Genomic DNA, 17,180 nt, shown 5'->3' on the forward strand with positions numbered 1-17,180 from the left:
CCGGACGGAGCATGGTCGCGTGGGTACTTCAGAGCAGTCCGAAAACCCGCCTGACGCGCCGCCGCCGAGCCGGGACGCGATCCTCGTGCTCGACGCGGCAGTCGGGGCCTCCGTGCTGGCAGCGGCCGCCGCGCAGTCGGTCGGGCGCCGGGTCGGGGGAGCTCTCAGCCCGGTCGGGCACCGGGTCGGGGGAGCCCTCAGCCCGGTCGCCGTCGTGATCCTGCGGCCCCCGATGCTGGCGGAGCGGTACCAAGCAGCCACCTGGCTGGCAGGTCTGGCCCGGCGTGGTGGCCGAGGACGTGCGGAGCTGGAGCATCAACTGTCGGTCGTGCTGGACCGGATGGTTCCTGCGGTGGCAGCAGAGGTGCTGAAGCGGATCGACATGGCCGGAATGGCCGAGGGGGTCATCGCGGAGGTCGATCTCTCCGAGATCATCCGGCAGTCCACCGGATCGGTTGCCTCCGACACCGTCCGCGGCGTACGCATGCAGGGCATCTCCGGCGATGAGGCCGTGGGCCGGGTGGTGGCTCGGCTTAGGCTGCGGCGGGGCCGGACAGATCCCGGGATGATGCCCGCGCAACCATGAGAACGGACGAGTACGTGTCGATCGTCCCGCGGGAGGCCCAGCCGTACCAGGGACGACGAGCGGGCCTGGTCACCCGATCGCTCGCCGGTGTCATCGACGGCGTCGTCGTGGTGGCAGCGGTGCTGGCCGGCTATGTGGCCGTCAACGGGCTGAGGTTCCTCGTCAATCCACGGGATTTCCAGTTCAGTGAGGCATCGCCGCTGCCGAGTGTGGCGACGTTGCTACTGGTGCTCGTCGGCTACCTCTGCGTCGCGTGGTCGACCACCGGACGGACTTACGGCTGTCACGTCATGGGACTGCGGGTGGTCGGCCGTCGCGGGGGACGGGTACGGCTGCTCGTCGCGTTGCTGCGGGCCGTCTTCTGTGTCTTGTTCCCGCTCGGACTGCTGTTGTGTGCCGGTGGTCGTCAGCACAGTTCTCTGCAAGACCTCGTCCTGCGTACGTCGGTCATCTACGACTGGCGACCCGGACAACCACGATGAGGAGTTGACCATGGCGGACACAGAGCGGCCGGACGCGACTCCGAGGCATCAGGCACCGCAGCCATCGACGGAGTCCGGCGTACGCCTGCCGGGGCTGGAGCGGCGAGGCTGGGTCGGCCCGATCATCTTCGCCGCCGTGGTGATGATCATTCTCGGTTTCTTCCACGCCTTCCAGGGGTTCATTGCCTTACTCAGCGAGGGGTACTACCTGGTCGACAAGAACAGGCTGGCGATCCAGGTCGACTACATGGTGTGGGGCTGGGTGCAGTTGGCCGTCGGCGCGGTGGTCTGCGCGGCCGGGTTCTGTCTGCTCCTCGGTCAGCTGTGGGCCCGGATCGTCGGTGTGATTCTCGCCGTCGTCAGTGTTCTGGTGAACGCCGGGTTCCTCGCGGCCTATCCGATCTGGTGCACCATCATGATCGCCTTCGCCATCCTGGTGATCTGGGCACTGACCTTCCACGGTCGTGACGTGCGGACCAGCGACAGCGCCGGAGCAATGCCGTACTGAGGCGGCTAGGGTTCCGGGCGAGAGGGCAACAGCCCCAACTCCCACGCCCGCCGGACAGCCTCGTTCCGGCGCGACGCGCTCAGCTTGCGCAGAATGCTCCGCACATGGCTGCGAACCGTGTTGACGGAGACGTACATGGTGCTGGCGATCTCTTCGGTGGTCAGCAGCTCGGCGAGGTACTCGAGCACCTCGTGCTCCTTGCTGGTCAACGAGGCGGTGACGACCAACTCAGGCCGAGGCGCAGCCCAGCGATCGGCCGCAGTGCGGTCGCGACCTCGAGGAAGATCCGGCGCGCGGAGCCATGGGTGCCGTCTCACCAGATCACTGGTCGGCTCGAGCAGCGTACGCACTGACGGCGGCGCCTCCGCGAACGGACGGCGGAGATGCTCGGGAGCAGCAAGTCTGAGTGCGCGTTCCAGACAGATCCCACTGCGTCCGGTGTCCCCGCTTCTGATCGACGCCGCGGCCTGGACCAGCCAGCCGTCCACCTGGGTTTCGAGGGGGACCATGCGACGTGTGGCCAGGGGTGGCTGGGCGGGCAAGCGTTCGCCGGACTCGGCAGCTGCTCGCTGCAGCACCAGGAGCGACCCGGCCTGGTCGCGACCCTGGGACTGCTCGATCACTGTGATGGCCTCCTGCGGCTGGTGTTGTGCGACGAGCAGCTTCGCCTCGTCGACGATCAGGGCCTGGCCGAGCCAGCCTTGCTTGCCGTAGCTGCTGCTCGCGGCCCGCAATTCGGCAGCAGCGAGAGCGATGTCGCCGCCCGCCCGTAGCAGCCTGGCCCGAACCAGAGCGAGTGCGGCAGTGAGAACTCGCGCGTCGTGGGTGGGAGCGGCCTTCGCGGCACGCTGCACCAGATGTTCGGCGCTGGGCAGATCGCCCTGTTCGGTATCTACCCAGGCCTCGGCCACGATCGCGGATTGAGACAGGTGCCCCCCCGACTCCGCGAGTGCGGCCGCCTGCGCGATGACCTCCCCGGCGCGTCGTAGATGTCCCCAGACCGCTTCCACCAGCGCGGCCATACCGAGGAAGTCGGCCAGAGCCTCGTGAGCATCGGCCTCTTCCGCGATGGCGATACCTTCGGTGAAGGCTGCCAAGGCCGACGCGAAGTCTCCGCGCTGGAGAAGCACGCGGCCCTTGCAGCCGGCGACCAGCAGCCTCAGTTCCGGATGCGCGGTGGCAATATCGGGCGATGCCGCTCTCAGCTGAGCATCCGCGGATAGGACGGCGCCCAGTCCGGCCTCGGTATCCTCCCTGAGGCTCGCGCAGACCGCGTGCAGCAGGCTGATGGCCAGCTCGATCGCCTGGCCTCGAGCGGTTACCTGGTGGTCGAGCCACGCCCTGGCCTTGCCCAGTTCCGACGTACAGCGGCCGACATCGAACGCGGCCAGCGCCTGGGCGGCTCTGACGATCGCGGCATCGGAACCGTTCAGATCGTCGGGAAGGCCGGCGAACAACCTAGTCAGCTGCCGACGCCGGCGCCCGACGAGGAGACCGGCGAAACCGAGATGCCGCACCAGGTACTGGGCCGCGTGCGACCAGTCGCCGGCCGTGATGGCGTGGTGGATCGCCTCCAACGGCTGGTCGTTCTGGGCAAACCAGGCCGCGGCAGCGCGGTGCAGTTCAGGGGCGGCGTCAGGCCTCTCGGACAACAGTTGGGCGCGAAGGAACTCGCGGAAAAGAGGCTGGTAGGTGTAGCAGTCCGCTGTCCCCGGAACAGGCAGGATGAACGCGTTCCCATGGGAGATGAACTGCAACGACCGAAGGTCGCAAGCGCGCCCGGTCAGTGCCTCGGCCAGCCCTGGCCGGACCTCGTCGACGACACAGGTCCGGAGCAGGAACTCGCGGAGCTCCGGGGGCTGCGCGTCAAGTACCTCGGTCATCAGGTACGCCGCTACGTTGCCGGCGTCTCCGCGGAACTCACGGATGACCCGCTCCGGATCGCTCTGGCCGGCCAGGTTCATGGCCGCGAACATCAGGCCGGCCGGCCAGCCGCCGGTCCGGGCCACGAGCTCGGCAACTTCCGATGCGGTCAGCTCGAGCTTGTGCTGGCGCATCAACGCTGCGGCCTCGTCCATCGTGAAGGCCAGCTCAGCGGCCCGAATCTCGACAACGGTGTCCGCCAGCCGATACAGGTGCAGGGGGAGCGGCGGGTCGGACCGCGTCGCCAGGACGACCCGGACGCGTCCGGCGTTGCCGCGGATGAGGCGATGGAGGCGCTGACCGAACTCCGGCGTCATCGTGAGGTCGCCGCAGTCCACCAGGAGCACCACCAGATCGTGATCGCGGCGGTGCGCGCCGTCGCGCAGGGACTCGAGCACGCCCGCGGGTTGTTCGTCGCTGGCATCCACTACGATTCGCCTGAGCACGGCCGGTCCCGGGTAGAGCGCTGCCCATGACTCCAGCAGCATCGTCTTGCCGAAGCCCGCAGGCGCACTGACCAGTGTGAGCGGCCGGTGAACGCCGAGGCTCATTCGGTCGGCAAGCCGCGGCCGCGGCACTGTGCCCGGTGGGATCCCCGAGGTCCTCGCCGTGGATCTGAGCCGGCCTTCGAATGGTGAAGCGTGTAGTCCGTTATTCGCCCCTGTGCGCTGATCGCTCGGCATGTCCCCTCCTAGCGATGTGCGGCATCACTGAACGCTGGTGGGGCGGTGCGTGGCGAGTCGCACTCTTCGAAGAAATCACGGAATTGCCTTTAAAACCAGCGTTTTCCGTCCGAATGCCGAACTCTCGACATGGCGCGACCTCCACTTGTGCACCGGCCCCCGGGAGTTCACCCCGCAGGGATGACGCCCGGGCTCCCGACCTTTGCGAGCGTCGAACGCACACGTTGGGGAACGGGAGTGGATTCGATGGTCGACGCGACGTACGAGATCCGCGTGGCGGGCGCCGTACCCGAACAAGACCTCCGAGACATGGGCGCGGTGACCCTGGCTGTCGACCAGGTGAACACCGTCGTCTACAGCATCCCGGACCAGTCGGCGCTCTACGGTCTGCTGGCCAGACTGCGTGCCCTCGGCATCGAGGTCGTCGAGGTTCGCCGGATCCTGGACCCTACCTCCGCATCGGCAGAGTCGATCGAGAATGATTCGGGCAGGGGAGACGATGAATCCACATGAGCGGGGCGACCCGTCGTACCAGGTCGTCGTTCAGGGCGAGCTGAGGCCACCCCTTCTCGCCTTCTGCGCCGGTCCGCTGGCTCATCACAAGACGTCCGGAGCCTTTCGGTTGCGGGTCGTTGGCGACCAGGGCATCGCAGACCTTGCCGCGATGCTCCAGGCCGCGGACCTGGTGATCCTGAGTATCCGGCAGGTCACGCCGTGGGAAGTCGCGGTCTCCGCCGGCCTGTCGGTCTGAGTCATCCCGCGCGGGTGATGACGCCGCCACCAGGCGACGGCAGTGTGGAGACGAACAGGGACGAAGGGTCGCCAAGATCCTTGTGGAGGATGAAGAGTCATGCCAGCTGCAGACGTTCATGGACCCATCGACTACGTACTCCTCGAGTTCACCGGCAACAGGCTGACCGGTCGAGCGGCCGAGGAACTCGTGAGGCTCGTCGATCGCGGCATCGTCCACGTGTACGACGTGATGGTGGTCGGCAAGGACGCCAACGGCTCCGTCTACCTGGTTGATCTGGCCGCGTCGTCAGGTCAGGCCGGCGGTTTCGCGGAACTCGATGGTGCCCGGACGGGAATCCTGGCCGAAGACGACCTCCGCGAGGTCGGCGGCGCGATGCAGCCGGGCACCATGGCGGCGCTGATCGTCTACGAGAACACCTGGGCGATTCCGTTCGTCGCAGCGGCCCTGGAGTCCGGCGGCCAGTGGATCGCCGGCGGGCGCATTCCGGCCCAGGACGTGATGGAAGTACTCAATGCCCTGGAATCTCTGGAAGCGACGAGTTGAGGAGCCTGATATGCCAGGACTGTTGCGGGGACTAGCGAGGACCGCTGCTGTTGCGGGCACCGCATCGGCGGTCCACGGCCGGATCCAACGGCGTCAAGACGCCAAGTTCGCTCAGCGCGACGCTGAAACGGCAGCGAAACGTGACGAGGCGTACGCGGAGCAGACCGCGCCACCGCCGGAACCTGCCGCACCGCCACGGCCGGACACTTCCGACCGCTTGGAGCAGCTCAAGAGCCTGGGCGAGCTGAAGCAGTCGGGTGTTCTCACCGAGGCGGAGTTCGAGGCGCAGAAGGCCAAGATTCTCGCCGGCTGAATCGCTGCCGCACGGGACACTCCGGGAAGTACGCCACCCATCTCCTGATCAGTGGCCGACAGACAGGAACGGCTGCCATGACCGAGGAAGCGAGTGGGGTTCCGGCCGGAACGAAGGCCAGCCCGCGGCTCGCCATCCTCCTGGCGATGGCGATGTTCGTGCTGGTCGTGGACACCTCGTTGATGAACGTCTCGATCGCTGCCGTGGTCGAGGATCTGGACACGACGGTGAGCGGCGTCCAGTCCGCGATCGCGCTCGAGGCGCTGGTCTCCGCGGCATTCATCCTGATCGGAAGCAAGGTCGGTGACCTCATCGGCCGCAAGCGTGCGTACCTGCTGGGATTGTGCGGTTACGCGGTCGGCGCCTTGGCGATGGCGCTGGCTCAGAGCCTGACGGCGATCATCGTCTTCTGGTCCCTGGTGGGTGGTATCGGGGCTTCGCTGCTCCTGCCCGCCATGCAGTCACTGATCCATGGCAACTTCGAAGGATCGGCTCAGGTGAAGGCCTACGCCATGGTCGGGGCTGCCGCTGCGCTCGCTGCCGCGGTCGGACCGCTGCTCGGAGGCTTCATCACCACCTACCTGTCCTGGAGGGTAGCGTTTCTGCTCGAGGCTGCCGTGATCGCGGTCGTGCTCATCGGCCGCGGCCTCATCCATGACGCGCCCTACACCGGATCCCGGCGGGTGGACATGATCGGTGCCGTCCTCTCGGTCGTGGGCATGGGCGGCATCGTGCTGGGCATCCTGGTGTGGCAGGAAGGCGGCGAATTCGTCGGCCTGCTCCTGGCCATCGGTGTCGTCGGGCTCGTGGCGTTCGGCTATTGGCTGGTGCGGCGCAAGCGCCAGGGCAAGCCGACGCTCATCGACCCGGCCCTTTTCAGCTCCGCCGTCTTCAAGTTGGGTATCTCTCAGCAGATGCTCCAGCAGATCGCGCTCGGTGGCACGATGATCGCGCTGCCGATCTATCTCCAGATGGTTCTCGAGTACAACGCGATGGAGGCCGGCCTCACCCTCGCGCCGCTCTCGCTCAGCATGTTCGGTATGGCGATCCTCGCGGAGAAGAAGGCGGGCGGGCGACGCCCGAGCGGCATCATCCGGTGGGGATTCGTGCTCTTGACCGTGGGTCTGGTGGTGCTGATCCCGATCGTGCCCCGGGCCGACTCCGGCTGGATCCTCGTCGGGCCGCTGGTGCTCGCTGGAGTGGGGCTGGGTCTGCTCGTGTCCCAGCTCAACAACTACACGCTGTCGCCGATCTCTCAGGAACGGGTCAGCGAGGCAGCCGGCGTCAACTCGGCGGCGGGCTCGTTCGGACTGTCCTTCGGGCTCGCGTTCGCCGGTGCCATCATGCTCGCGACGCTGTCCTTCACCTTCACCAACCAGGCGGAGTCGAGCACCGTCCTGCAACCTGCCCAGCAGGAGCAGGTCGCCGACGCGCTGGAACACGACGCGGAGGTGATGACCAACACCGAGCTCGAGAAGCTGCTCGCCAAGCAGTCGCCGGAGGTTCGGGAGGAGATCATCCGGATCAACACGGACTCGAGGCCGATCGCCCTGCAGGTGGCGCTGGGCATTCCGATTCTCGCCGGTCTCGCCGGGCTGGTGAATTCCTTCCGGATGGCGCGCCTGAAGGATCCTCCACCTTCGGTTGACGTCGACGTGCCGGACTAGATCCGCCATATCACTGCCGATGACTGAGATTGTGCTGGACCGCACCGAAGAGTGTGCGAGCGACCAGACCGACGATGATGAGGTCACCGACCATCTGCACCGTCGCGATCGCGCGGGCCGCTCCTGACACGGCCACGATGTCACCGAAGCCGACGGTCGCGAAGACGGTCACGGTGAAGTACGCCGCATCGAGCCGACTCAACGGCTCGGAGAAGGTCGCCGGCTGGGCACGGCTCATCAGGAAGTACGCCGTGGCGAAAACCGCGAGGAACAAGGGCACGGACGTCGCCAGCGCGCCGATCGCCCTGATCCGGGGGTAGGGGGAGCGGGAAATATCGAGGATCTGCCATCCCAGCACGAGCCCCACGACGACAAGCCCGCCGACCAGGGCTACTACGGCCAACGACCCGTCGAGGCGCATGGGCAGGAGGAAATAGCCGGCGACGATGACCACGGACACCACCAGGGAACGCACCAGTGACATCGTGGCGAGGCGGCGCCGCGTCCGCGGGGGGAGCTGCTGGTAGTCGATCTCGGCGCCTTTCACAGATCCAGTCAAGCCTGGACACCGCGCGGCCGGTTCATCCGGCGAGGGTGATGCTGGCCAGCCGACCCCCGGTGTTTGCTGGCACCCTCCACAGATCAGAGTCTCAAGGGCGCGACTCGACCATGACGGGAGGGGGACGGGCGGCATGAGCGCACCGAACACGATGCCTACGGCACGGACCACGGGAGCCACGAAGTCGTCTCGGGCCAACGGACAGTCGGCGCGCGCTGTCCCTCATCTCGCTCCGGCCGAACGCGCCCGCCTGGGACTCGCAGCGCGGGCAGCCCTCCCGCCGCGAGCGCAGGCGGAGCTGGTACTGCCCTCGGATCGTCCGGATCCTGTCGCGCTGCTCGAGGAGCAGGCGCGGGCCGGCGTTCCGGAACTCGTGCCAGTCCGGCACGGCAGAATGATGATGTCGCCCTTCACCTTCTTCCGGGGCAACGCCCTCGGGATGGCCACCGACCTCGGCGCGGCTCCCGTGTCCGGCCTCGGGGTGCAGCTGTGCGGGGACGCCCACCTGTCGAACTTCGGAGTCTTCGCATCTCCCGAACGGCGGCTGCTCTTCGACATCAACGACTTCGACGAGACCATCGCTGGCCCGTGGGAGTGGGACGTCAAACGACTCGCCGCGAGCCTGACGGTCGCCGGCCGGGGGAACGGGTTCTCGCGGAAAGAGCGGCGCACGTGTGTGCTGGAGACGGTACGGCGCTATCGCGATGCCAGTGCCGACTTCGGGGCCATGCGAACTCTCGACGTCTGGTACGCCCGCGCCGACGTCGATGAGGTCGAGCAAACGCTGCGAAACAAGCTGAGCTCGAGCCGACGCAAGACGATTGACCAGAACTTGCTGAAGGCGCGCGGCAGCGGAAGCCTCAAGGCCTTCACCAAGCTCGCCGAGATCACCGACGACGGGGTCCGGATCAAGGCCGATCCGCCGTTGATCGTGCCGATCGCTGATCTTCGGCCCGACACCGGCCGGGAAGAGCTCGAGACCGCGATCAGGGGGCTGCTGAACCTCTACCGCCGGACCCTGCCGACCGAGCGGCGGACGCTGCTCGACCAGTTCGAGTTTGTCGACATGGCCTGGAAGGTGGTCGGGGTGAGCAGTGTCGGCACACGGTGCTGGATCGTGCTTCTGCGCGGAAGAGACGACGGTGATCCGCTCTTCCTGCAGGTCAAGGAGGCCGGGCCTTCGGTGCTCAAGTCGAAGGTGCCCACCGTGCTCAGGCGGCGGTCCGCACACCGCAACGCGGGGGAGCGCGTAGTGGTGGGTCAACGTCTGATGCAGGCAGCCAGTGACATCTTCCTCGGCTGGCAGCGGGTCGAAGGCATCGACGGACAGACCCGCGACTTCTACGTCCGGCAGTTGCGGGACCTGAGGGGCGCTGCGGTGGAGAAGATGGACCCGCGCGGCATGACGATGCACGGCCGGCTGTGCGGCTGGACGCTGGCCAGGGCGCATGCCATATCCGGCGACCGGATCGCCCTGACGGCGTACCTCAACAGCGATGACGCGTTCCCCGAAGCGATGGTCGAGTACGCCGAGGCGTACGCCGACCAGAACGAACGCGATTACCAGGTGTTCCTGGATGCCATCAAGAGCGGCCGCCTGGAGGCTGAGAGCGGGCTGTAGCCAATTGCACGCGCGACGCCATCAGGCCACCGTCTGGACCATCAGACGACAGGATCGCCAACTCGTCCGGCGACGCCTGGTGCGCGGCGGATCCGAGGCCGCCGGTGGTCGACCGGCCGGCGGCCCGTTCACGCTCGAGTTGAGCCACCCGCTCGACCAGTCGCCGTACCTCGGCAGGCTCGCTCATCGCGGGGCCTCCTCCGCTGCGGTGACCGATCAGACCGCCAGCGCCTTCGCCTTGAGGGCGTCGAACTCCGACTGCGAGATGGTGCCCTTCTCGAGCATTGCGCTGGCCTGGGCGATCTGGTCGGTAGGACTGGCCGAGCTCGCGACCTGCTTGATGTAGGCCTCCTGCTGCTCCTGGGCAGCAACGTGGCTGGCCATCGTCCGGTCTGCCATACCCCGACCGCGCACGATGACGTAGATCAGCGCCGAGAGGAACGGCAGGAAGAGCAGGCCGACGAGCCAGATCGCCTTGGCGAAGCCGGAGAGGTCCCGGTCGCGGAAGAGATCCGTCAAGATCGAGAACAACATCATCAGGTACGCCACGAAGGCGAAACTGATGATGATGAACCACACGACGTCCCAAAAACTCATTGCAGCGTCCTTTCTCCGAGCGCGAAAACGCGTCTGATCAAGCCTGGCGTCTCACGCTTGGACCGTCTTCATCTCCGCGGGATGATCTTCGGAGCCCTGATCCGGAGAATCATGAGGCTGATCGCACAACCTTTGCTGTGCGGACTTTCCTGTGCGGACGCCCGGGTAGTCGTCGGCCCACACCACGTTGGCTACTGCTCGTGAGTGCCGCGTTGTCGATCCTGCTGGGCGTGTTCTTCGTCGCCAACTGCGGTGCAGTTGGCATCGCGGTCTGGCTCGGTCTCATCACGCTGTGCTGGGGTGTGGTCTTCGTCGTGACGGGCTTCCTGCTGCGCCGCGTACACGCCTGGCCGGCGCCGGCCGGTGAGGCCACGGCCTGACCACGGGCGGAGCCGGGATGCGCTGACCCAGACGAGCCTCCCGTAGTGGTCGATGAGCACCTGATGTCCCCGGCGGCTATAGCGAGTGGCGTGAGCGGTCACGCTCAGCCAATGGCCACCGATGAAGACCTGGACCTCCTTCGGCAAGGCCCTGGGGGTGACGTCCGGCCGTCCATCTGGATGCTCATCGTCGCGCACAGCAATCGCCGCCTTTCCGGCTGCACTGGCGGTTCCAGTCAGTCGGAAGACGAGAGAAGATCCGGCGCTGGATACTCGCCCGCGGTCTACTTCAGAGCCTTGATGTAGTCCGCATCTGCCGAGTTCCCTCCCCGCCAACGGGCAATCAAGATCCGTGTGGTCGGTGGTCGGTGGTACGGCGGATCGTCACCCCACCAGCCGTTCCGATCCCGATCCGACTCACCGCGCACCGGGCCGAACATGTTGCGTCCCATGATGAAGGCCTTGGCGTCGGCGATCCGGAGCGTGAGAATCTGTCCGAGCCGCCCGGTTGCGCCGGTCTCGAGGACCACATAACCGCCCACCTGCAGCGCGAGGTCGTCCAGGGCGGCCTGGAACTCGAAGCGAATCCCGTCGACCGAGCTCGCGAGCGGCAGAACGCCACGCTCGATCACACGGCGCGCGCCGCGGCTCGCTGCAGCGACCTGCGACAGGTCAGTCTGATCACTCCCCATTCGCCAGCTGTATCACGATCCGCACGACGCGCGTTCCCCCGCTACGGATGATGTCGCGTGCGGCGGAGGCGTAGTTCGTGGGCCGGCATTCCGGCCGCTGAATCAAAGGACGTCGGATGAGCGTCGAGCTCGTGTTCTCTTGCGTGGTGCTGGCGCGTTTCGCTCGGCCGCTGTTGATCCCGCTGTACCCGTTGCCGGCGATCGTCGGGGTGTTCCCGAACACGTTCGAGTACTTCTTCATAGCCTACGAAGGGATTTGGACCCGGTGGGACGAGGCGGTTCCACGCCGACCCGCTGCCCGCCAGGATCGACGATTTCACGGAAGGGTCATCCTGCTGAGCGTGACCGCGGGGCTGGTGGTCCTCATTGTCTACCTCGCCGTCGCGTGGTCGATCACTGGTCGGAGCTACGGCTGTCACGTCTTGGGGGCTTCGCGTCGTCGGCTCTCGCGGGCGACAGTCGGCGGTCATCTACGACTGGCGACCCAGGCTGCCCAAGACCGATGGCCGGCCGTGATATGTTCTCGGCGAGGAGTGCATCATGTCGGAACCGCACTCGCGTACGGCGAAGCATCTGTCACCCGGGTCGTCGACGCCGGGCGACGTACAGGCCACGCCATGGACCAGTCCGTGGGTGGGTTGGATCCTTTTCGCGGGCGTGATGATGATCGTCCTGGGCCTCTTCCACGCCCTCCAGGGCCTCCTCGCCCTGGTCGAGGAGGAGTACTACCTGGTCGGACGAACCGGCCTGACCGTTCACCTCGACTACACGGTGTGGGGCTGGATCCACTTGACCCTCAGCGCTGTCGTCCTCGCGGCTGGGATCGCCCTGCTCAACGGCGCGATGTGGGGCAGGGTCGTCGGTGTGATTCTCGCCGTTCTCAGTATCTTGGTGAATGCCGGGTTCCTCGCGGCGTACCCGATCTGGTCCACGATCATGATCGCTGTGGACATCCTGGTGATCTGGGCGCTGACGGTCCACGGTCATGAGATGCGGACCATGGTCGAGCGCGGGGAGTCCAACCGCTGAGATCGTTAGGATTCCGGGCGTGCGGGGGAGAGCCCCCCAGCTCCCAAGCACGGCGTACTGATTCGTTCCGTCGCGACGCGTTCGGCTTGCGGAGCACGCTCCGTACGTGGCTTCGGACGGTGTTCACCGAGACATACATGGTGCTCGCGATCTCCTCGGTGGTCAGTAGTTCAGCGAGGTACTCCAGCACCTCGTATTCCTTGCTGGTCAGTGCGTCGGTGCCAACTAATGCCAACGATTGATCGCGGGAGCCTTCGGTGGTGCCGTTCGGGCCAGGTGCAGGGCTCGGCGCCTGGAGCCACGGATGACATCTCATCAGCTCGCCGCAGGGCTGGAGCAGCTTCCGCACGGCCGACGGCGCCTCCGAGAAAGGACGGCGGAGGTGTTCCGGAGCAGCCGGTCTGAGGGCTCGCTCGAGGCAGAGCCCGCCGCGGCCCGGGTCGCCATGACTGATCGAGTCCGCGGCTTGCACCAGCCAGCCGTCGACCTGCACTTCGAGTAGGACAGTTCGCGGCGCAGGCACTCGCGGCGGATTCGTGGTCTTCTCGCCGACTTCGGCAGCGGCAAGACTTTCAGCAGGTTCTCCATCCGCGATCAGCCTGGGGTCGGGGGCGCAGTGTGGCCCGGTTCGGTGCGGGCTGGAGTGGCGAGGTCGCGGCGGATGAGCAGGCCCGCGACTACGAATACGATGCCCCAGGCGAGTGCGATGATCCCGAGCAGCACCGCGATGCCGACGGCGCCACGTCCCGGGTTGGCGACGAAGAACACACCCAGCAGGATCGACAACGCCGCGCTGAGCAGGATCAGCCAGCGTGGCGCCAGCATGCTGTTGCCGAAGGCCCCTACCACTTCGAACAGGCCGCGGATGATGAGCCAGATGCCGACGATCCAGGTCAGCGTCTCCGCCGTCACCTGCGGGCTGAAGATCGCGAAGAATGCGGCGACCAGTCCGACGACACCCAGCACGACCGACCCCAGCCGGTTTCCCGTAGTCTCCGGCCGGGTCGCCTGCACCAGGCAGCTGATGCCCTCTACGAGTGCCCAGATTCCCCACAACACCATCAGTGCGGTGACCGTGGAGACGGGCCAGACGACGGCCAGGATCCCGAAGACGACGCCGATGACCCCGCGAGCTACCAGGACTTTCCAGCCGCCATCCCTGTTCATGTCGTCACCTTCCCGGGCTCGCTACTCGGTGATCTCGCGGCCGTGGACGGTCAGTGCCCAGATGACCAGGATGTCGATCGCGATCATGGTGACCGACCAGATGGGGTGGGCGGCGAGGAAGCCGATGTTCACGATCGCGCTCACCATCGCCACGATGACGCCGATCGCGCGGGCCCAGATCTTCCCGGCGAACACCGCGAAACCGGCACCGGCGATGATGATGCCACCGACGATGTGGATCCAGCCCCAGGTGGTGTAGTCCACCTGGATGGTGAGCTCGGACTGCTCGACCAGGAAGTAGTCGTCCTTGAACAGCGCGACGAGTCCCTGCATCGCGTGGAACGTGCCCAGCAGGGCCATCATCACGCCGGCGAAGGCGATCCAGCCGACCCAGCCCGACATCTGCGTGGGTTGTACGCCCTGCGGCTGTGCCGGCGGGGCGACGCTGGCCGCCTCGTCCGGCTTCGCGGAGTGCGACATGTCCGGTCTCTCCCCTCGAGGATGGGTCACCGCCTCCAGACTTCGCCCAGCCGGCCTCACCTGCCTCATCCGGAGAGGATGAGGCCTTGCGGTGGGGACAGTACGACCATCTGGTACGTGAGCGATACGAAGCGGTCGTCCGGCGGCGATCGGCCTGATCCCGTCACCCCCCGGGGCAAGGGCCGGCTCGTCTGGTCCTGTTGTGTCTACGTGGCCACCGGGACTGGATTCCTCTGCCTGATCGCCACATGGGGCGTGCCAGGCGCAATCACCAGTTCCGTCCTCTTCGCACTGTCGGCCGCCGCAGCCGGCACGTCCACCTGGTCAGGGGACGACGGTCGGAGCGCTGCATCCAGGATCGCTCGTGCCGCCCTTGTCGCAGGGCTGGTCGGACCGGCCGCGATTGGTCTGATTGCTGCGTTAGGGTTCGCCGGCGTCTTGATCGTGCTGATCTTTGCGGGCACCAACCCCACACTCACATCGCGCATCCAGGCGCGATGGTTCGCACCGGGGGATCGTCCCACCCAGCAACAGCGGCCGGCCTCCGATCGCGTCCCCACACCGCGGAGCGGGCCTGACGTGAACCGGTCTGCGGCCGAGCCGATGCCGGAGCTCAGTCGCCTCGACGACGCGGCCTTGTGCTTGGTATGGCGCCGGAGCTTCCTCCGGCTCGAGGCCGCGCAGTCGGCCCCGGAACGGTTGGCAGTCGTCGAACAGCGGCAGCAGTACCTCGACGAGTTGCAGCGGCGATCTCCGGAGGGACTCGCTGCCTGGCTCGCCGCCGGCGCCCGCGCATCCGGCAACCCGCTTCCGTACGTCGGTGACGAGTGGCGCCGAGCCGGCTGAGTCAGGGACTCAGATGCACGCCGCGACGCCACCTTCAACGCCGGTGTTGAACGCCGAGGTCCGCTGCTCCGCGTTCCCGTGATCGCTCTCGTCGGTCCACGGATAGTCGTCGGCTACCGCGGCCAGGGTTCTGGCGATCTCCTCGCTGTCCCCAGGCTCGGCAGCGATCAGTCCATCGTCAGCCGCTCCCTGCAAGGCGGCCCCGGCCAAACAGTCCGCCTGGAGTTCGGCCGCGACCGAGACCCTGTCGCTGCGCAGCCTCGCCTGGATGGCATGGCCCAACTCGTGCGCGATGATCAGGTAGACCCACGCGTCGCCGATCTGGCTGTAGCCGGCCGCCATCAGGTTGTCGTCCCACGCCACGAAGTCGCCCGGCCGGCAGTACACGGCGTTGAACGGCACCGAGGCAGGTTCGCCGCCGCACGGTGGTCCGTTGGTGCCGATGTAAGCCCCGGCAACGCGAGGGCTCTGGTACGGCTGTCCGAACTGTTCGGTGAAGTGACGGCGCCAGAACGTGTCCACCGCGGTCACCGCGGTGTTCTCGTCCACCTTCATCGCCGCGTGGTCGGCCGCGCTGAGGGTCGCACCTGTCGGCGTCGGCTGCGCCGTTCGAGGCGCCTCGGTGATCGACCCACCTGGCGGGACGGAGGTCGTCGTGGTGCAGGCGCCGGCGAGGGAGGCCGCGGTGATCGCGATCGCCAGCCATCCGACAGCATTTCGCTTGACCATGATCTACCATCCGGAAGCTAGGCGAGCACGTGGCCTGGTCAGTCACGTCAGGGGAGGGGTACGGCGCTCGGCCGCTGACAGCTCGGCTCCCTCCATGCCGCTCCATGGCGCCTCGCCGACACCGCCGAGACGGTCCCGTACGTCGGACCACCGCGCGGTGAGTGCGTACAGCACGACGACGTCCAGCGCGATCATCAGCAACGACCAGACGGGATAGGCGCCGAGCCATGCGGTCTGCGTCACGGCGTGCAGGCAGACGACAACGATGGCGGCGATCCTGGCCCACCCCGCAGCCGCGAGCAAGCCGCCGCCGACTGCCATCAGGAGCAACCCGGAGACGATGAGGGTCCATCCCCAGGCGGTCACGTCCACAATGACGAGCTTGTCCGCCGTCAGCCCCAAGCGCTCGTCGTCCACCAGAGCGACAAATCCCTGGACGATATGAATCAGGCCGATCGTCATGAGCAGCGCGCCGGCGAACACGACGAGGCCGGCCAGTGCCATCCCGCGTTCTTTCTCAGCCATCATCGACATCTCCCCTCGTTGCGTCGGCCGCCGCCGGAATCGGCGGCGGGTCGCACCTGGATGCTGTCCCTCGTGGCCCGGCAAGCGCCTCACCCCGCGGGGATGAGGCCCGCCAGGCGACGCAGCGGAAGCCGAGATGCGACGTGGACGTATCGATCGCTTGTGCCATCCGGACCGTTCGCGTTGCCGGCGGCAAGGATCGTCGACTGGCTGAGCGGGCTCACCGTCTGCAGGGCCGAACCCGCGGCGAGGGCGGCCGCCGTCGTCGTGGTGATGACCATCAGGCGGGTGCGGCTGGTCAGCCCGCCGACGAGCGGTCCGGCGAACGCGGCGTACAGGCCGTGGGCGGGCTGACGCCGGCAAGCGCGGCTGCCGCCATGCCGTCCGGAACATTGCCGATCGCGCCCGGCAGCCCGGCGATGGCGTCGTTGCGCAGGTCCCGGCGCGTTGGCTGCCGCGAGCGCAGCCAACGCCTGACGGCACCGAGACCCGAGGCAAACGCGCAGCTCAACGTCGCCCGTCCTCAGCAGGCGGGGTACCGGCTGCCGGTTACTGGGCGAGCATCTCGCGAAGGTCCGCTTCCTGCTCGGCCGAGAGATTCGACTGGACGAGCTCGGCATGCAGTCCGCGATCGGTGAAGGCGGCCTTTACCTTCTCAGGGACGGCTTCGCTCGTCAGCAGGAACAACGCCGAGGTTCCGGGAGTGATCTTGTCGCGGGCGGACTTGATGAAGTCGTCGTCGATGCCGACGTCGCTCATCGAGCCGGCCAGCGCGCCGGTCGCCGCGCCGACGGCCGCGCCCAGCAGCGGAACCAAGAAGATCAGCCCGAACAGCATCCCCCAGAACATGCCGCCCATCGCCCCAGCGCCTGCCAGGCTGTGCAGTTGCCGCGTCTTGGGCTTCTTCTTGCCCGGCTCCCAGGAGACCGTCGCTGCATCGTGCACCTTGATGAGCTCTTGCTTGGCCAAAGACTCCAACGTCCCGACCACTTCTTCGGCTGCCGTGGGGCTGTCGAACTTCCACACCGTCAGTGTCGCCATCGTGCGCTCCCTTGGATCGGTCTGTACGTCGGTTGCAGCCTCGGACTCTGGCGAG

Annotated in this window: 26 protein-coding genes; 14 read left to right on the top strand and 12 right to left on the bottom strand. The window is 67.1% G+C overall.

The annotated features are described in order from the left end of the window. Positions 1-19: 19 nt before the first annotated feature. Genes V9K99_RS36500 through V9K99_RS36510 form a run of 3 tightly spaced genes read left to right on the top strand, consistent with a single transcriptional unit; the run spans position 20 to position 1,576 of the window. Positions 20-586 (top strand): hypothetical protein, encoded by a 567-nt coding sequence (locus V9K99_RS36500; RefSeq protein WP_337011066.1) that lies wholly within the window; start codon positions 20-22, stop codon positions 584-586. Continuing rightward, positions 583-1,068: an RDD family protein gene (locus V9K99_RS36505; RefSeq protein WP_337011064.1), complete on the top strand. Its 486-nt coding sequence runs from the start codon at positions 583-585 to the stop codon at positions 1,066-1,068. Before V9K99_RS36500 ends, V9K99_RS36505 begins: the two co-directional genes overlap by 4 nt. Before the next feature lie 10 nt (positions 1,069-1,078). Further along, on the top strand, positions 1,079-1,576 hold the full coding sequence (locus V9K99_RS36510) for a DUF7144 family membrane protein (RefSeq protein WP_337011062.1): 498 nt from the start codon (positions 1,079-1,081) through the stop codon (positions 1,574-1,576). 5 nt (positions 1,577-1,581) lie between these two features. Here V9K99_RS36510 and V9K99_RS36515 read toward each other — a convergent pair whose 3' ends face one another. Then, on the bottom strand, positions 1,582-4,050 hold the full coding sequence (locus V9K99_RS36515) for a helix-turn-helix transcriptional regulator (protein ID WP_337011061.1): 2,469 nt from the start codon (positions 4,048-4,050) through the stop codon (positions 1,582-1,584). Between the two features lie 378 nt (positions 4,051-4,428). Here V9K99_RS36515 and V9K99_RS36520 point away from each other — a divergent pair, with 378 nt between their 5' ends. The 5 genes from V9K99_RS36520 (at position 4,429) to V9K99_RS36540 (ending at position 7,459) form a co-directional block, all read left to right on the top strand. Continuing rightward, entirely contained in the window at positions 4,429-4,695 is a 267-nt protein-coding gene (locus V9K99_RS36520) for a hypothetical protein (protein ID WP_337324286.1), read from the top strand. After that, complete coding sequence (locus V9K99_RS36525) at positions 4,682-4,933, top strand: hypothetical protein (RefSeq protein ID WP_337011057.1); 252 nt, start codon at positions 4,682-4,684, stop codon at positions 4,931-4,933. The genes V9K99_RS36520 and V9K99_RS36525 overlap by 14 nt, the downstream gene beginning before the upstream one ends. A 99-nt stretch (positions 4,934-5,032) precedes the next feature. Next, entirely contained in the window at positions 5,033-5,479 is a 447-nt protein-coding gene (locus tag V9K99_RS36530; protein ID WP_337011055.1) for a DUF6325 family protein, read from the top strand. 10 nt (positions 5,480-5,489) lie between these two features. Next, complete coding sequence (locus tag V9K99_RS36535) at positions 5,490-5,792, top strand: SHOCT domain-containing protein (protein ID WP_337011053.1); 303 nt, start codon at positions 5,490-5,492, stop codon at positions 5,790-5,792. A 77-nt stretch (positions 5,793-5,869) separates the two neighbouring features. Continuing rightward, entirely contained in the window at positions 5,870-7,459 is a 1,590-nt protein-coding gene (locus V9K99_RS36540) for an MFS transporter (protein ID WP_337011051.1), read from the top strand. 10 nt (positions 7,460-7,469) lie between these two features. Here the strand turns inward: V9K99_RS36540 and V9K99_RS36545 are convergent, their stop codons facing one another. Further along, positions 7,470-8,018, bottom strand: coding sequence for a potassium channel family protein (locus V9K99_RS36545; protein WP_337011049.1), 549 nt, complete (start codon positions 8,016-8,018; stop codon positions 7,470-7,472). A gap of 133 nt (positions 8,019-8,151) precedes the next feature. Between V9K99_RS36545 and V9K99_RS36550 the strand changes: the two genes are divergently transcribed. Beyond that, positions 8,152-9,639 carry a DUF2252 domain-containing protein gene (locus V9K99_RS36550; RefSeq protein WP_337011047.1) on the top strand — a complete coding sequence of 496 codons (1,488 nt, stop codon included), beginning with the start codon at positions 8,152-8,154 and terminating at the stop codon, positions 9,637-9,639. Here the strand turns inward: V9K99_RS36550 and V9K99_RS36555 are convergent. Together V9K99_RS36555 and V9K99_RS36560 are read right to left on the bottom strand one after the other, a co-directional pair. Next, the gene (locus V9K99_RS36555; protein WP_337011045.1) at positions 9,602-9,826 is read right to left on the bottom strand and encodes a hypothetical protein; all 225 of its coding nucleotides are present in this window, start codon (positions 9,824-9,826) and stop codon (positions 9,602-9,604) included. The genes V9K99_RS36550 and V9K99_RS36555 overlap by 38 nt on opposite strands. 29 nt (positions 9,827-9,855) lie before the next feature. After that, entirely contained in the window at positions 9,856-10,236 is a 381-nt protein-coding gene (locus V9K99_RS36560) for an SHOCT domain-containing protein (protein ID WP_337011043.1), read from the bottom strand. Between the two features lie 200 nt (positions 10,237-10,436). Here V9K99_RS36560 and V9K99_RS36565 point away from each other — a divergent pair, with 200 nt between their 5' ends. Beyond that, entirely contained in the window at positions 10,437-10,616 is a 180-nt protein-coding gene (locus tag V9K99_RS36565) for a hypothetical protein (protein ID WP_337011041.1), read from the top strand. Between the two features lie 284 nt (positions 10,617-10,900). Here V9K99_RS36565 and V9K99_RS36570 read toward each other — a convergent pair whose 3' ends face one another. Both V9K99_RS36570 and V9K99_RS36575 read right to left on the bottom strand, forming a co-directional pair. Beyond that, a complete protein-coding gene (locus tag V9K99_RS36570) occupies positions 10,901-11,308 on the bottom strand; it encodes a hypothetical protein (RefSeq protein ID WP_337011039.1) in 408 nt (135 codons plus the stop codon). After that, positions 11,298-11,549 (bottom strand): hypothetical protein, encoded by a 252-nt coding sequence (locus tag V9K99_RS36575; protein WP_337011037.1) that lies wholly within the window; start codon positions 11,547-11,549, stop codon positions 11,298-11,300. Before V9K99_RS36575 ends, V9K99_RS36570 begins: the two co-directional genes overlap by 11 nt. 299 nt (positions 11,550-11,848) lie before the next feature. Between V9K99_RS36575 and V9K99_RS36580 the strand changes: the two genes are divergently transcribed. Beyond that, positions 11,849-12,337, top strand: a complete 489-nt coding sequence (locus tag V9K99_RS36580; protein ID WP_337011035.1) for a DUF7144 family membrane protein — start codon at positions 11,849-11,851, stop codon at positions 12,335-12,337. On the opposite strand, the gene V9K99_RS42825 is transcribed toward V9K99_RS36580, so the two are convergent. After that, a complete protein-coding gene (locus V9K99_RS42825; protein ID WP_442914770.1) occupies positions 12,243-12,653 on the bottom strand; it encodes a response regulator transcription factor in 411 nt (136 codons plus the stop codon). The two genes, V9K99_RS36580 and V9K99_RS42825, sit on opposite strands and share 95 nt — an antisense overlap. On the opposite strand from V9K99_RS42825, the gene V9K99_RS36585 reads away from it, so the two are divergent. Further along, positions 12,642-12,839: a hypothetical protein gene (locus tag V9K99_RS36585; protein WP_337011033.1), complete on the top strand. Its 198-nt coding sequence runs from the start codon at positions 12,642-12,644 to the stop codon at positions 12,837-12,839. The two genes, V9K99_RS42825 and V9K99_RS36585, sit on opposite strands and share 12 nt — an antisense overlap. Before the next feature lie 92 nt (positions 12,840-12,931). Here the strand turns inward: V9K99_RS36585 and V9K99_RS36590 are convergent, their stop codons facing one another. After that, complete coding sequence (locus tag V9K99_RS36590) at positions 12,932-13,504, bottom strand: HdeD family acid-resistance protein (protein WP_337011031.1); 573 nt, start codon at positions 13,502-13,504, stop codon at positions 12,932-12,934. A gap of 21 nt (positions 13,505-13,525) precedes the next feature. After that, on the bottom strand, positions 13,526-13,984 hold the full coding sequence (locus V9K99_RS36595; protein ID WP_337011030.1) for a DUF7144 family membrane protein: 459 nt from the start codon (positions 13,982-13,984) through the stop codon (positions 13,526-13,528). Positions 13,985-14,563: 579 nt separating this feature from the next. Here V9K99_RS36595 and V9K99_RS36600 point away from each other — a divergent pair. After that, positions 14,564-14,830 (top strand): hypothetical protein, encoded by a 267-nt coding sequence (locus tag V9K99_RS36600; RefSeq protein ID WP_337011028.1) that lies wholly within the window; start codon positions 14,564-14,566, stop codon positions 14,828-14,830. A 9-nt stretch (positions 14,831-14,839) separates the two neighbouring features. On the opposite strand, the gene V9K99_RS36605 is transcribed toward V9K99_RS36600, so the two are convergent. Together V9K99_RS36605 and V9K99_RS36610 are read right to left on the bottom strand one after the other, a co-directional pair. Beyond that, entirely contained in the window at positions 14,840-15,559 is a 720-nt protein-coding gene (locus V9K99_RS36605) for a neutral zinc metallopeptidase (RefSeq protein WP_337011026.1), read from the bottom strand. A 42-nt stretch (positions 15,560-15,601) separates the two neighbouring features. Continuing rightward, positions 15,602-16,087: a DUF7144 family membrane protein gene (locus V9K99_RS36610; RefSeq protein ID WP_337011024.1), complete on the bottom strand. Its 486-nt coding sequence runs from the start codon at positions 16,085-16,087 to the stop codon at positions 15,602-15,604. Positions 16,088-16,246: 159 nt separating this feature from the next. Here V9K99_RS36610 and V9K99_RS36615 point away from each other — a divergent pair, with 159 nt between their 5' ends. Beyond that, positions 16,247-16,438 carry a hypothetical protein gene (locus V9K99_RS36615; protein ID WP_337011022.1) on the top strand — a complete coding sequence of 64 codons (192 nt, stop codon included), beginning with the start codon at positions 16,247-16,249 and terminating at the stop codon, positions 16,436-16,438. Between the two features lie 195 nt (positions 16,439-16,633). Here the strand turns inward: V9K99_RS36615 and V9K99_RS36620 are convergent, their stop codons facing one another. Beyond that, positions 16,634-17,125 carry a DUF1269 domain-containing protein gene (locus V9K99_RS36620; RefSeq protein ID WP_337011020.1) on the bottom strand — a complete coding sequence of 164 codons (492 nt, stop codon included), beginning with the start codon at positions 17,123-17,125 and terminating at the stop codon, positions 16,634-16,636. Between the last annotated feature and the right edge of the window lie 55 nt (positions 17,126-17,180).

Source organism: Kribbella sp. CCNWLW201, from assembly GCF_037203805.1.
Classification (GTDB): domain Bacteria; phylum Actinomycetota; class Actinomycetes; order Propionibacteriales; family Kribbellaceae; genus Kribbella.